This window comes from Pontibacter sp. LHS1, from assembly GCF_058932855.1.
The window spans coordinates 270,164-284,240 of the sequence record NZ_JBZYWF010000006.1 but is presented as its reverse complement, the minus strand read 5'-3'; the positions used below and the strand labels follow the sequence as shown (position 1 = coordinate 284,240).

Below are 14,077 nucleotides of genomic sequence, written 5' to 3'. Positions count from 1 at the left end.
GGCCACGCTTGTGAATTCCGCTGCCTCTGCCTGCCCATCTTTCCGCAAAAAACAGGAAGCAATGACCGCTCTTGTCCGTCTCTTAACTCCTGGTGCAGCCAAAACCTTGCCGAAAGGACACGCTGCGGCCTGTTGCAGCGAGCAAGATGTACTTTTGCATACATATTCGCTTCCAGTTTCTCCCTTTTCGGCACCCCTCGGAACTCGGTGTTTGATTTTATAAACGTGCATACCCATGGCTAGAAAGAAAACAAAAGACACGGCAGCCCTGCTTTCGCAGACCATCCTGTTTCGCGTCAGGCAGCAGGAGTATGAGAAGCTGCTGCAGCTCGCCCAGCAGAGCGACTGCCGCTCCGTGGGCGAAGTGGTTCGCCGCATCCTGGAGAACCGGCGCATCCTGGTTTTTCACAAAGACAGCTCCCTGGACGGGGTAGTGGAAGAGCTGGCCAGCGTGCGGGAGGAGCTCCGGGCCATTGGCGTGAACATCAACCAGATCACGCGCCATTTCAACGCCTCCACCCAGGCCCACAAGCGCGTCTTCCTGGCGCAGCAGGCCCTGGAGCAGTATAAGCTGGTCGGGCAGAAAATCAATACGCTGCTCACGCTTCTTTCCCAGCTGGCCCGCCGATGGTAGCGCGCATCAGCACCGGCAAGAGCATCCGCGGGGCCCTGCGCTACAACGAGCAAAAAGTCGAAGAAGGGCAGGCCACGCTGTTGCTGGCCCACCGCTTCCTGCAGGAGCCCCAGTCCCTGAGCTGGGAAGACAAGCTAAGGCGCTTTGAACGCTTGACTGAGAAAAACCCGCGGGTTAAAACCAATTGCGTGCACATCTCCCTGAACTTTGCCAGGGGTGAGGAGCTGCCGCCAGAGACCCTGCAGTGCCTGGCCACCGACTACATGGACCGCATTGGTTTTGGGGAGCAGCCCTACCTGGTCTACCAGCACCTGGATGCGGCGCATCCCCACCTGCACATCGTGACAACCAACCTCCAGCCGGACGGAACGCGCATTCCCCTGCACAACCTGGGCAGGGACCGCTCAGAGCCGGCCCGCAAAGCGCTGGAGCTGGCTTATGGTCTGAAACCGGCGGAAGGGCAAACCGAAACGCCCCTCGACACGCTGCTCCGGCTGCCACTCTCCCCTGCCCGCTATGGGGTTTCCGAAACAAAGCGCAGCATCGCCCATATCGTGAGCGTGGTGACCCGCACCTACAGCTACACCAGCCTGGCCGAGCTCAATGCGGCGCTAGGCGCCTTTCGGGTGCGGGCGGACCGGGGGAACGAGGGGACGCAGATGTATCGCAAAGGCGGGCTGCACTTCCGCCTCCTGGACCGGCAGGGCCAGCCGGTCGGCGTGCCGCTCAAAGCCAGCAGCCTGCCGGGCAGACCCACCCTGGCCTCGCTGGAAAAACGCTTCGCCCAGCACAAGCTGCTGCGCAAACCCCTGCGCGAAAAGCTCAGGCAAACGCTGGACGATACCATGTACACCCAGCGGCCGCAGGACAGGGCCTCCCTGGCCGCCTGCCTGGAGCGGGTGCAAGTGCAGGTTCTCTTTCGGGAGAGCGCCGGCGGGCAGGTCTATGGGGTGACTTTCCTGGATCACGGGCAGCGGGCGGTTTTCAACGGCAGCGAGCTGGGCAAGTCCTACAGCGCCAAGGCGCTCCTGGCCCGCCTGCCTGCAAGGGATGTCCCGGCCGGCAGCCAGGTAGAAAAACTTCCACAGGCGCCGCTGCAGCAAGCTTTTATGCCACAGGAGGACTTTCAGACCCCGGACTTCCTGCACGTGCTGCTGCACGCGGAGCCGCAGGTCGAGGGGCTGGCGTATGACCTGCGGAAACACCTCAGAAAACGCAAAAAAAGAAGACCAAAGCTGTAATACCATGAATACCGGGGAAAACGTACAGGGACTGCGCCAGGTCCTGGACTTTACACGCCTGCTGAGCCTGGCGGTGCTGCTCCTGCACGGCTATATCACCTGCTATGACAGCTTCCAGGTTTGGGGCATGACCCACCCGCTGGTGGACCGGGTAGCCTGGAACGCCGCGCAGGTTTCCCTTTTCCAGGAGCCCTGGCGCGCCAAGGCCACCGCCGGACTCCTGCTGGGGATTTCCCTTCTGGGGGCCCGCGGCAAAAAGGATGAGCGGCTCACATACCGCCAGCTCCTGGCTTACCTCCTGCCGGGAGGACTGCTCTACAGTGCCAGTCACCTGCTGTTGGTCAGTCCCTCAACACGGGTAGCTGTTGCCTATCTGGGGACCACCCTGCTGGGCTACCTGCTCCTGCTGGCCGGGGGCACGCGCTGCTCGCGCCTGCTGCGGCAACGCCTCTCCACCGACATCTTCAACCGCCACAACCAGTCCTTTCCGCAGGAGGAGCGGCTGCTGGAAAATAAGTATTCCGTGAACCTTCCGGCCGAGTATACGCTCAAGGGCCAGGTGCGCCGCAGCTGGATCAACATCATCAATCCCTTCCGGGCGCTGCTGGTGATCGGCACGCCCGGAGCCGGCAAGTCCTACTTTGTCATCCGCCATGTGATCACGCAGCACATCGCCAAGGGCTTTTCCCTGTTTCTCTATGATTTCAAGTACGATGACCTGACGCGCATCGCCTTTAATGCGCTGCTCCGGCAAAAAGACGAGAAGCGGAAATTCTACCTCATCAACTTCGATGACCTGTCGCGCACGCACCGCTGCAACCCGCTGGACCCGGTCTCCATGACAGACATCACTGACGCCACCGAGGCCTCCCGCACCATCATGCTGGGCCTCAACCGCGAATGGATCAAAAAGCAGGGGGACTTCTTTGTCGAATCCCCCATCAACTTTGTTACCGCCATCATCTGGTTTCTGCGCCGCTACCAGCAGGGACGCTACTGCACCCTGCCCCATGTGATCGAGCTCATGCAGACGGATTATGCCGAGCTCTTCGCCGTGCTGCGCACCGAGCCCGAGATCGAGGTGCTCATCAACCCCTTTGTCTCGGCCTTCGAGCATGAGGCCATGGAACAGCTGGAGGGACAAGTGGCCAGCGCCAAGATCAGCATGGCGCGCCTGGCCTCGCCCCAGCTTTACTACGTGCTCTCGGGCAACGATTTCACGCTCGACCTCAACAACCCGCAGGCGCCCAAAGTCATCTGCCTGGCCGGCAACCCTCAGAAGCAACAGGTCTATGGGGCGGTGCTGTCGCTGTATGTGTCGCGGGCCATCAAGCTGGTGAATCAAAAAGGCCGCCTTCCCAGCAGCCTGGTCTTTGATGAGTTTCCGACCATTTACTTCAACGGCATTGACAGCCTGATCGCCACGGCTCGCTCGAACCGGGTGGCCACCACCCTGGGGGTGCAGGATTACAGCCAACTCAAGAAAGACTATGGCCGCGAGCAGGCGGAGGTGGTGATGAACATCGTGGGCAATATCATCAGCGGGCAGGTCTCCGGGGAGACGGCGCGCCAGCTCTCGGAGCGCTTCGGCAAGATTGTGCAGGAGCGGCAGAGCCTCTCGATCAACAGCAGCGACACCTCCGTGAGCCGCTCCACCCAGCTGGAGGCGGCCGTGCCTCCTGCCACCATAGCCTCCCTCTCCTCGGGGGAGTTTGTCGGCATCGTGGCCGATGAACCTTCCTGCCCGATTCACCTCAAGGCTTTTCACGCCGCTATCCTAAATGATCACCAGGCCATTGCCCGTGAGGAAAAGCACTACCGCCCCATTCCCCAAATCCGGCAGGTGGACACCGATACGGTGCAGCGGCAGTACCGGCAGGTAAAGCAGGAGGTACGGGACATCGTTGCCTCTATCCTTACCAAAGGTTCATCACATCCTTAACATCTGTTTAAAATCATAAATTACTATATTTCAATTAATTACAAATAGCAACAGCCTGTCTTTCAGCTTGTTTCATCAAAATTCACCAACCTCTCCGCGCTGATTCCTTACCCCTCCTTAGCGGCTTTGCGCTGCCCAGCGGCATCAGCACCGGTTCGCCTTACCGGGCCTTATCTGGTCGTGACTGAAGCCACAAGACCTTGGTACACCAATTCAGCAAATTGATATGATACAGCAAGCGAACCAACTCTATGAGGAGCTGACGCAGCAGCTCCGGGAAACGGAGGCAATGCCCTTCTCCGCTCCGGCGCAACGCCAGGAGCGGCTCCTGCAGCACATCCGGGGGGCCATCGAGGCACTCAAGCAGCAGGTGATCACCTACACCTTCGCAGATGAGGCGGAAGAAATTTTCTTCTTCAAAGAGATCAAGCCCAAATTCACCAGCCTGCTTATCTACCATGCCCGCCTGGCCCTGATTGAGCTCAAAAAACCGCTGGGCAGCCTGCAGGACCTGCGCCGGCACTATGAAAATGAACTGCTCCTCATCCGCGTCTTCTACGACCACCACGTGCAGCTCTACCAGTACCTGCTGTCGGGGGCAACCTACCTGGACAGCCGCCTTTTTGTGCGGGGGAAGGCGGACCTGCCCTATCATGAATGCACCTCCTCGATGGATACCGATACCCGCTTCAGCACCCACTATGATTACATCGTCGCGCGCCTGGAGGCCAACCGCCGCCTGGGGGAATACCTGATCCAGACCATCCACCGCTTGGAGCAGGGACAGGTGGACTTCAACGCCGCCCAGAACGGGCCCGTCCTGAACTGGACCGGCTCCAAGGTGTACCTGATCGAGCTGGCCTATGGCCTTTTCGAGTCCGGCCAGATCAACAACGGCATGGCCGACCTGTGCGAGATCACCGAGCGGCTGGAGACATTTTTCGGGGTGAAGCTGGGCAACGTGTACCGCACCTTCCAGGAAGTGCGCCAGCGCAAAAAGGACAGCCGCACCAAGTTCCTGGACCTGATGCGCGAGCGCCTGCTGCACCGCATGGACGCGCTGGACGGCGCCTGATGCCAGCGCCTGGCGCAAAGGGCGTGGCTATATGGAAAAGGTCCGCCGGACTTTCCCACATACCCACCCCCTGGTAGTGGTGGGTTTTAGTGAATTAGGGTTTGAAAATTATTTCCCCAGAAAAATTACCCAAGTCCGGAATTCCTTGTGAAGAAGGGGCGGTGGCCTTCCCCACCTTTGTCTCACCAAGCCCGCCGCACGGGGCGTCGGGTTAAAACGAAATCGCCATGCTTACCGACATTTCCTGGTCCCAGTTCTTTCTGACTGCCGGAACGGTCCTGGTGCTCTACTACCTGGCCGTCCTGCTCCTATTTTACAGACACGACATCAAGCGCCAGCTTAGCCAGACTTTTCATCGGGCAGGCCTGCCGGCCCCTCGGCCATCCCCTCCGCAGGAGTCCATCCTGGGTGCCGCCTTTCCGGAGGCGGCACCTTCCCTCTCCTCGGCCAGTGACCTGCTGGTAGCGCCAGCTGAACCGGTCCCGCCCCAAGCGCTTTCCCCTCTGAAGGCTGCCATGCTGGCAGAGCTGGATTCCCTGCTGGAGAGTGCCGCCGAAACGCGACTGGACAAAGCGGCTTTCCTTTCGCTTTTGCGTCTGCTCGACGAGCGTCATATGCTCGCAGCGGAAGAAAGGCAGGCGGTGCAGGACTACCTGTTGGAGCACGGCCCCGCGAAGCTCTCCTTTCCCCTTACCGCCAACGACCTGGCCGAAACGGAGCAAGATCCTGCCAGCCTAACCTGATAATGTCATTAAATTCTTAACATAAAAATGCAACCGATGAAAAACTTCTTCCCTTTCCGCTCCCGCCCGCTCAAGGGTACCAGCCCAGCGCTGCTGACCGTCGCGCTGCTCCTCTCCTCGCTGGCGGCTCAAGCCCAGACAGGCGACGGCCAGGCCGGCATCCAGCAGGCCACCAACATGATCAGCGGCTATTTTGACACGGGCACCAGCCTGATGTATGCCATCGGCGCCATCGTCGGCCTGGTGGGGGCCGTGAAAGTCTACCAGAAGTGGAACGCCGGGGAGCCTGACACGGGCAAGGTGGCCGCCGCCTGGTTTGGCAGCTGCATCTTCCTGGTGATCGTGGCCACGGTTCTTAAATCTTTCTTTGGTGTTTAAGGCAAATCCGATGGCTACCAGTGTCTACCGCATCAACAAAGGCATCAACCGCCCCCTGGAGTTCAAGGGGTTGCGGGCCCAATACATCGCCTACCTGGCCGTGGGCCTGGTAGGGCTGCTGTTGCTTTTCACGTTGCTCTACCTGGTGGGAACGCCCCTGGCCCTCTGCCTGCCGGTGGTCCTGCTGCTGGGCGGCGCCCTGTTTGCCGGCGTCTACCACCTGAACAAGCGGTTTGGGGAGCATGGGCTCGGCAAGCGGCTTGCCCGCCGTCGCATCCCGGACTTTTTGCGTCTCCGCTCGCGCGCCCTCTTCTTACACCTCAGCAGAAAGGAGTTCCGCCATGGCCACAGCCGTTGATTTAGAGCGCCTGCTGCCCATCTACGGGGTGGAGCAGGACACGATCCTCTCCCGTCGGGGAGACACCACCCTGGCTTTTGAGGTCACCCTGCCCGAGATCTTCACCCTTTCGGACCAGGAGTATGAGGCTTTCCACCAGGCCCTGGTCAAAGCGATCCGGCTTTTGCCCCGCCACTGCGTGCTGCACAAGCAGGACTGGTTTGTGGAGAACCTCCACCAGGCGGATTTCCAACAGGAAGGGCAGGGCTTTCTGTCCCGGGCAAGCGAGCGTTTCTTTCATGAACGCCCTTTCTTCGAGCACCACAGCTATGTGCTGCTCACCAAAGTCCCCGAGGATGTCAAACCCTCTGCCTCGCTGCTCTCCAGCCTGCTGCGACGCTCCCTTGCCCCGCAGCAGACCCTGCAGCCGCAGCTTTACCAGGAGTTTGTGGACCAGGCAGGGCAGTTTGTGCGGGTGCTCGAGGACAGTGGCTTTGTCACCCTGCGGCGACTCCCGGACGATGAGCTGACCGGTACGAAGGAGCGGGCGGGTTTGCTCGAGCGCTACTGCGGGCTGCTCCCGGCCGGCAGTGCCCCTTTGCTTCAGGACATTCACTTCCGCGAGGGCCTTCGCGTCGGTGACAAGCATTGCCTGCTCTTTACGCTGGCGGACGCGGCAGACCTGCCCGCCCTGTGCGGGTCCCGCGTCAACTACGACCGTTACTCCACCGAGCGCTCTCGCTGCAGCACGGGCTTTGCCTCCCCGCTGGGGCAGCTGCTGCCCTGCAACCACCTGTTTAACCAGTACATTTTCACAGGGGATGCCCCGCAGACGCTCGAGCGCCTGGAAAGCAAGCGCCTGCGCCTGCAGTCCCTGGCCGCCTATTCCCGCGGGAATGCGCTGGCGCGTGATGCGGCCCAGGAATTTCTCCAGGAGGCTGTCAGCCAGCAGCGGCTGCCGGTCAAGGCGCATTTCAACCTCCTGGCCTGGACAGCGGAGGCCGGCAAGTTAAAAGAACTGCGCAACACAGTTTCCTCCGCCATCGCCCAACTGGACGCCACCCCCAAGCTGGAGACGGAAGGGGCACCGCAGCTCTTCTGGGCCGGGCTGCCCGGCAATGCCGGTGACTTTCCCCTAAACGAGACCTTTGATACCTTCCTCGAGCAGGCCTGCTGCTTTTTGAACCTGGAGACGGCCTACCGCTCCTCCCGCAGCCCGGTCGGCCTGCGCCTGGGGGATCGCCTTACCGGCAGGCCCGTGCACGTGGACATTTCAGACGAGCCCGTGCGGCAGGGCATCTGCACCAACCGCAACAAGTTTATCCTGGGCCCCTCGGGCAGCGGCAAGTCCTTTTTCACCAACCACCTGGTGCGCAGCTACCACGAGCAGGGCGCCCACATCGTGCTGGTGGACGTGGGGCACTCCTACAAAGGGCTATGTGAGCTGGTGAATGGCTATTACTTTACCTACGATGCCCAGCGTCCGCTCCGCTTCAACCCTTTTTTCCTGGGGAAGGGGGATGCACTCGACACCGAGAAAAAGGAAAGCATCAAGACCCTGCTGCTGGCCCTGTGGAAGAAAGACAGCGAGACCTTCACCCGCGCCGAGTACGTGGCCCTCTCCAACGCACTGGAGCTCTACTACCGGCAGCTGGCAGCGCAGCCGGCGCTGTTTCCCTGCTTTGACACCTTTTATGATTTTGTCAGGGACGGCTTCCGGGCGCGGCTGCAGGCGGACGGGGTGAAGGAGAAAGACTTTGACCTGGATAACTTCCTGTACGTGCTGCGCCCCTACTACCGGGGAGGCGAGTTTGACTTTCTGCTCAACGCGCGCCAGAACCTGGAGCTGCTGTCCGAGCGCTTCATCGTTTTCGAGCTCGACAACATCAAGGATCATCCGATCCTCTTCCCGGTGGTGACCATCATCATCATGGAGGTTTTCATTTCCAAGATGCGCAAGCTCCAGGGGCTGCGCAAGGTGATCCTGATCGAGGAGGCCTGGAAGGCCATTGCCCGGGAAGGCATGGCCGAGTACATCCGCTACCTGTTCAAGACGGTGCGCAAGTTCTACGGTGAGGCCATCGTCGTCACCCAGGAGGTGGAGGACATCATCTCCTCGCCCATTGTCAAGCAGGCGATCATCAACAACTCCGACTGCAAGATCCTCCTGGACCAGCGCAAGTACCTGCAGCAGTTCGACGGCATCCAGCAGCTGCTGGGCCTTACGGAGAAAGAAAAGGCGCTGGTGCTCTCTGTCAACCGGGCCAATGACCCCGCCCGCACCTACAAGGAAGTCTTTATCAGCCTGGGGGGCGTCCTCTCCAAAGTCTACCGCACCGAGGTATCGCTCGAGGAGTACCTGGCCTATACCACGGAGGAAAAGGAAAAGCTCCAGGTCCAGGCCTATGCCGCCCGTTGGGGCGGTGACATGGCCAAGGGCATCGCCGAGCTGGCACAACACATCCGGACCCAAAAAGAATAATCCCATGAAACCAACCCATCGCATCCTACTGCTGACCCTGTTGCTCAGCACCGCAGCCAGCCTGCAACCGGCCTACGCGCAGGACCCCATCTCCGAAGCCATCAAGGCCGGCGTGAAGAAGGTGATCGTCGCGCTGGACCTGCAGGTCCAACGCATCCAGAACGAGACCATCTGGCTGCAGAACGCCCAGAAGGTGCTCGAGAACAAGCTCTCCGAACTCCGCCTCACCGAAATCTCCGAGTGGAGCGAGCGGCAGCGCACCCTGTACGCGGACTACTATGCCGAGCTCTGGCAGGTCAAGCAAGCCATCGCCACTTATCACCAGGTCCGGGAGATCATCACCCTGCAGGCGGCCCTGGTCTCCGAGTACAGGCGGGCCTACGGCCTGTTCCGCCAGGACGGAAACCTCTCCCCGAAGGAGCTGGACTACCTCTACCGCGTGTACGCCGGCATTCTCTCTGAGAGCATCCAGCACCTGGACCAGGCCCTGCTGGTGACCAGCTCCCTGGCCACCCAGATGCGCGACGGAGAACGTCTGGCGCGCCTGGAGGCCGCAGCCGCGGGCATCCGGCAAAACTACAGCGACCTGCGGCGCTTCAATGCCAGCCAGCTCCAGCTGTGCCTGCAGCGCGCCCGGGAGCAGGGAGACCTGGAGGCCATGCAACGACTATACGGCATCACCACCCACAACTGATATGAAACGGCACCTCCTCCTTTCCTTGCTCCTGCTGGCTGGGGGCACGCTCCGGGCACAGACCTTTGATGAGTGGTTCCGCCAGCGAAAGACCCAAAAAGAATACCTGGTGCAGCAGATCGCCGCCTTACAGGCTTATTCCGGTACCCTGCAGCAGGGCTATGCCCTCGTCCGCCAGGGGCTCCAGACCGTGCACACGATCAAAAACGGTGACCTGGGTCTGCACCAGGACTTCTTTTCCTCCCCGAAGGCAGTAAACCCTGCCCTCGCCGGGCTCATGCAGCTACAGGACATCCTGGCCTGGCAGGTGTTGGTCGAGAAAACCTTTAACCAGGTGCGTTCCCTGCCCCTGCTCCATGCCAGTGAGCGTGCCTACCTCGAACAGGTGCGCGCCGCCCTGCTGAATGGCCTTGCAGCGGACCGGGAGGAACTCCGGCAGACGCTTACGGCCGGAGAGCGGGAGCTATCTGACGCGGTACGGCTGGAAAGAATCCAACGCCTGCAGGCCAGCACCCGTGAAAAATTGGCTTTCGCGCAGGCCTTCCTGGCCGATGTGCAGGCATTGGTCCGGCTGCGCGAGCGGCAGGGACAGGAAGTCACGAAGCTGCAAAAGACTTATGGTTTACCTTAACTGAATAGACGATGAAATACCGCTACGCCCTCCTGCTGCTCCTTTTCCTGGGAGCCGGACTACCCTACCGCGCGAAAGCGCAGACAGACGAGGTGCAGCAGTTGCTGCTCAACGTGGAAAAGCTCCGGCAGCTCCAAAGCATTCTCTCGGATATGAAGCAGGGCTATGAGATCCTGCACCGGGGGTACGGCACTGTCCGGGATATTTCGGAAGGGAGTTTCAGCCTGCACCACACCTTTCTGGAGGGCCTGCTGGCCGTGAGCCCAACCGTGCGCCACTACCGGCGCGTGGCCGAGACGATCACCCTGCAGCAACGCCTGGTGCAGGAGTACCGCGGTGCCTACCGCCGCTTCCGGGAGGCCGGCACCTTCACACCGGGGGAACTGGCTTACCTGTCCGCTGTTTACGACAGGCTGCTGGCCGAGAGCCTGCGTCACCTGGAGGAGCTGGTCCTCGTCCTCACAGCCGGGGAGCTGCGCATGGCAGAGGCCGAACGGCTGGAGGCCGTTGACCGCCTCTATGAAGCCACGGCCGATAAACTCTCCTTTCTCCGGCACTTTAACCGCCAGGCTTCCCGGCTGGCCCTCCAACGGGCCAGGGAACAAAACGACTGGCAGGCAGTGCAGCGTCTCCACCTCCCCACCCCTTAACCTTTTCAAAGCACATGAAAAAATACCGATTCCTTTTCTTTCTGCTGGTCCTGTGTCTGGTCTGGCCCACCGATTCCCAGGCACAGGGGCTGGCGGACCGCATGCAAAGCCTGCACCAGGTGCTGGCCCAACTCCACGAGGAGATGCTTCCCCTCTGCGAGCAGCTCATCGGGGTCGGGCGCGGCCTGGCCGGCTTTGCCGCCCTGTGGTACATCGCCTCCCGCGTCTGGCGCCACATGGCCAATGCCGAGCCGGTGGATTTCTATCCCCTGCTCCGCCCCTTTGCCCTGGGCCTGGCCATCCTGCTCTTTCCGTCCGTGCTGGCACTCCTCAATGGCGTGCTGCAACCGACCGTCCATGCGACCGGCGCCATGGTGGAAGACTCAGACCGGGCCATTGCCCGCCTTCTCCAGCAAAAACAGGCGGCCATCCAGCAATCCGACGCCTGGCAGATGTACGTGGGACTGGATGGGGCAGGCGACCGGGCGGAGTGGTACCGCTATGCGCACCCCGAAGACCCGCTCGGGGAAGGGGAAGGCCTGCTCGAGAGCATTGGCAATGACATGAAGTTTGCCATGGCCCGGGCCTCGTATAGCTTCCGCCACTCCATCAAGCAGTGGATGTCCGAGGTGCTCGAGGTCCTCTTCCAGGCGGCCGCCCTGTGCATCAACACGATCCGCACCTTTTACCTGGTGGTGCTCTCGGTGCTGGGGCCCCTGGTCTTTGGCTTCTCCGTCTTTGACGGGCTGCACCACACCCTTACGGTCTGGATTGCCCGCTACATCAATGTCTTTCTGTGGCTCCCGGTGGCCAATCTTTTCGGCGCCATCATTGGCAAGGTACAGGAACACATGCTCCTGCTCGACATCAGCCAGGTGGAGACAAGCGGCGACACCTTCTTTAGCGCCACCGATACGGCCTACCTCATCTTTCTGCTCATGGGCATTGTGGGTTATTTCACGGTACCCAACGTCGCTGGTTACATCGTCCACGCCGGCGGCGGCAATGCCCTGCTCTACAAGGTCACCAACCTGCTGAGCAGCGCCAGCCACACCACCGTCTCCGGCGGCGGCACGGCAGCCGGCTATGCGGCCGGTTCGCTCGCTGCCGGATCCCAGCACTTGGCCCAGGGCCTAGCCGACTTCTATGGTCCCGGCCAGACAAGCGCGGCTCCAACGAGTAACAACACGCACCAAAGCTATCAGCAGGAGCGGCTATCCGGAAAACCCAACCCCTAATCCTTCGCGCTATGTTCAGAAAATTTCAGCACATCGACACCGCCTTTCGCTACATCCGCACCTTCAGCCTGGTACTGGTCCTGGTATGCGCCACCCTCAGCTGCCTGTCCCTTTATTACAGTTACCGGCAGGTACGGCACGCGCAGGAGCGCGTCTACATCCTGGCAGGCGGAAAAGCCCTGGAAGCGTTCGCCGCCGGAGGCAGGGAGAACCTGCCGGTGGAGGCGCGCGAGCACGTGCGCCAGTTCCATCAGCTTTTTTTTACGCTGGCACCTGATGACAAAGCCATTGAGGCGACCATGAAGCGTGCCCTGTACCTGGCCGACCACTCAGCCAAGCAGGTGTATGACAACCTGCGGGAGAGCGGCTACTTTTATAACCTGATCACGGCCAACATCAGCCAGGAGATCACCATTGACAGCGTGCAGGTGGACACAGGGCAAACGCCCTACCGCTTTCGCTGCTATGCCCACCAGAAACTGCTGCGCACCACCTCGGTGATGACGCGCAACCTCATCACCGAAGGCTTCCTGCGCCCGGTGTCGCGCTCCGACAACAACCCCCATGGCTTTCTGATCGAGCGCTGGACCACCCTGGAGAACAGGCACCTGCACACTAAGCCCCGCTAGCATTACCCGGACCGGATACAACTAGTCCCCTGACACGATCATCCACCTAAAACTTGTAGACCATGAACACACCAAATGAGGCCACGCTCCGCCAACGGAAATTCTTCCTGGTGCTGCCCCTACTCGTATTTCCTTTCCTGACCCTGGCTTTCTGGGCACTCGGAGGCGGCCGGGGCACCCCCTTCGCCCTGCCTGCCGCTACCGAAAGCGGCGGGCTCAGCCTCACGCTCCCGGACCCGCAGTTCAAGAAATCAAAAGAGCTAGACAAGCTTAGCCTGTACGAGCAGGCCCGCCGTGGCCTCTCCAAACCGGGAACTGACCCGGAGCGTGAGTCCCCGGTTTGGAGAGGCCTGGTTTCCCTGGAAGCGAATGCCCTGGCTGCACCCGATCTTCTGGGCCCTACCGCTGCACTACCTACTGGAAGCGCGCCCGAAAGCGCCCCACTTCCTACTGATCCAACCGAAGCGGAAATCAACCAGCGACTCGCGCAGCTCTCCGCTTTGGCGGCCGGCACTAGCCCGCGTACGGGGCCTGCCGCCTTTCCCGTCACCGGGCAGACCGACAAACCGGACAGTCGTTTCAGCGAGGATGTCAGCAGGCTGGAGGCGCTGATGCAGCGCATGGGAAGCCCTAGCGCCCCGAACCCGGAAATGCAGCAAATGGAAGCCCTGCTCGAGCGTATCCTGGATATCCAGCACCCGGAGCGCCTAAAAGGGAAACGAGAAGAAGATATGTCACAGCAGCCACCACCCGCACCGGTGCAGGGCAGCGGCCGGCAGGCGGCCATCACCTTGCTGGAAACGCCTCCGCCCCCTGCCCGCGTGCAGCCAGATGAGGCGGCTCTACACGCGGGAGCAGCAGCCGGCTTTTACGCGCTGCCCACGCTGCAGTCCCCGCTTATAGCGGGTGGCAATACGATTGAAGCCGTGATTCCCACCACACAAACCCTTCAGCCGGGTTCTCTTGTGAAGCTGCGCCTGCTGGAGGACCTGCAGCTGGAAGGCGAGCGCATCCCCCAAGGCAGCTTCCTTTACGGCACCTGCCGCCTGCGCGGGGAGCGCCTCGCCATCGAGATCAATTCCGTGCTATCAGGCAAGACAAGCCTGGCCGTTGCGCTGTCAGCCTACGACCTGGACGGCCAGGAAGGACTCTATATGCCGGTAACCAGCAGGCAGGAGGCAGTACGGCAGGGAGCGGGCCGCGCCCTGCAGCAAAGCCTGCCACTCCCCTCCCTTTCCCCATCGGTGGGTATCCAGGCAGCCAGTGCCGGCATGGCGACCGCCCGGGACATGCTCAGCCGCCAGACCCGGCAGGTAAAAGTGACGGTAAAGGCCGGTCACCGCCTGCTTTTGCGAAACCGCTGATGATGCTTTTAAATTTTTCCAATTTCAAACAGATCCTAC

14 protein-coding genes are annotated in these 14,077 nt (G+C 61.1%); all 14 read left to right on the top strand.

The window, feature by feature from the left end:
- Positions 1-235: 235 nt before the first annotated feature.
- On the top strand, positions 236-634 hold the full coding sequence (locus AC5FXQ_RS13845; protein ID WP_493603020.1) for a plasmid mobilization protein: 399 nt from the start codon (positions 236-238) through the stop codon (positions 632-634).
- Positions 628-1,875: a relaxase/mobilization nuclease domain-containing protein gene (locus AC5FXQ_RS13840; RefSeq protein ID WP_493603019.1), complete on the top strand. Its 1,248-nt coding sequence runs from the start codon at positions 628-630 to the stop codon at positions 1,873-1,875. Before AC5FXQ_RS13845 ends, AC5FXQ_RS13840 begins: the two co-directional genes overlap by 7 nt.
- Before the next feature lie 4 nt (positions 1,876-1,879).
- Positions 1,880-3,817 carry a conjugal transfer protein MobC gene (gene mobC / locus AC5FXQ_RS13835; RefSeq protein WP_493603018.1) on the top strand — a complete coding sequence of 646 codons (1,938 nt, stop codon included), beginning with the start codon at positions 1,880-1,882 and terminating at the stop codon, positions 3,815-3,817.
- A gap of 226 nt (positions 3,818-4,043) precedes the next feature.
- Positions 4,044-4,892: an RteC domain-containing protein gene (locus tag AC5FXQ_RS13830; RefSeq protein WP_493603017.1), complete on the top strand. Its 849-nt coding sequence runs from the start codon at positions 4,044-4,046 to the stop codon at positions 4,890-4,892.
- Positions 4,893-5,119: 227 nt separating this feature from the next.
- The gene (locus AC5FXQ_RS13825; RefSeq protein WP_493603016.1) at positions 5,120-5,635 is read left to right on the top strand and encodes a hypothetical protein; all 516 of its coding nucleotides are present in this window, start codon (positions 5,120-5,122) and stop codon (positions 5,633-5,635) included.
- Positions 5,636-5,671: 36 nt separating this feature from the next.
- Positions 5,672-6,013: a DUF4134 domain-containing protein gene (locus AC5FXQ_RS13820; protein WP_493603015.1), complete on the top strand. Its 342-nt coding sequence runs from the start codon at positions 5,672-5,674 to the stop codon at positions 6,011-6,013.
- A gap of 10 nt (positions 6,014-6,023) precedes the next feature.
- The gene (locus AC5FXQ_RS13815) at positions 6,024-6,371 is read left to right on the top strand and encodes a DUF4133 domain-containing protein (protein WP_493603014.1); all 348 of its coding nucleotides are present in this window, start codon (positions 6,024-6,026) and stop codon (positions 6,369-6,371) included.
- Entirely contained in the window at positions 6,256-8,832 is a 2,577-nt protein-coding gene (locus AC5FXQ_RS13810; RefSeq protein ID WP_493603013.1) for a TraG family conjugative transposon ATPase, read from the top strand. The genes AC5FXQ_RS13815 and AC5FXQ_RS13810 overlap by 116 nt, the downstream gene beginning before the upstream one ends.
- A gap of 4 nt (positions 8,833-8,836) precedes the next feature.
- Positions 8,837-9,526: a conjugal transfer protein TraI gene (locus AC5FXQ_RS13805; RefSeq protein WP_493603012.1), complete on the top strand. Its 690-nt coding sequence runs from the start codon at positions 8,837-8,839 to the stop codon at positions 9,524-9,526.
- Position 9,527: 1 nt separating this feature from the next.
- Positions 9,528-10,157, top strand: a complete 630-nt coding sequence (locus AC5FXQ_RS13800; RefSeq protein ID WP_493603011.1) for a hypothetical protein — start codon at positions 9,528-9,530, stop codon at positions 10,155-10,157.
- Positions 10,158-10,168: 11 nt separating this feature from the next.
- On the top strand, positions 10,169-10,807 hold the full coding sequence (locus AC5FXQ_RS13795) for a TerB family tellurite resistance protein (protein ID WP_493603010.1): 639 nt from the start codon (positions 10,169-10,171) through the stop codon (positions 10,805-10,807).
- A gap of 14 nt (positions 10,808-10,821) precedes the next feature.
- Complete coding sequence (traJ, locus tag AC5FXQ_RS13790; protein ID WP_493603009.1) at positions 10,822-12,045, top strand: conjugative transposon protein TraJ; 1,224 nt, start codon at positions 10,822-10,824, stop codon at positions 12,043-12,045.
- A gap of 11 nt (positions 12,046-12,056) precedes the next feature.
- A complete protein-coding gene (gene traK, locus AC5FXQ_RS13785) occupies positions 12,057-12,674 on the top strand; it encodes a conjugative transposon protein TraK (protein WP_493603008.1) in 618 nt (205 codons plus the stop codon).
- A 62-nt stretch (positions 12,675-12,736) separates the two neighbouring features.
- Positions 12,737-14,038, top strand: a complete 1,302-nt coding sequence (gene traM, locus AC5FXQ_RS13780) for a conjugative transposon protein TraM (RefSeq protein WP_493603007.1) — start codon at positions 12,737-12,739, stop codon at positions 14,036-14,038.
- The last annotated feature ends 39 nt before the right edge of the window (positions 14,039-14,077 follow it).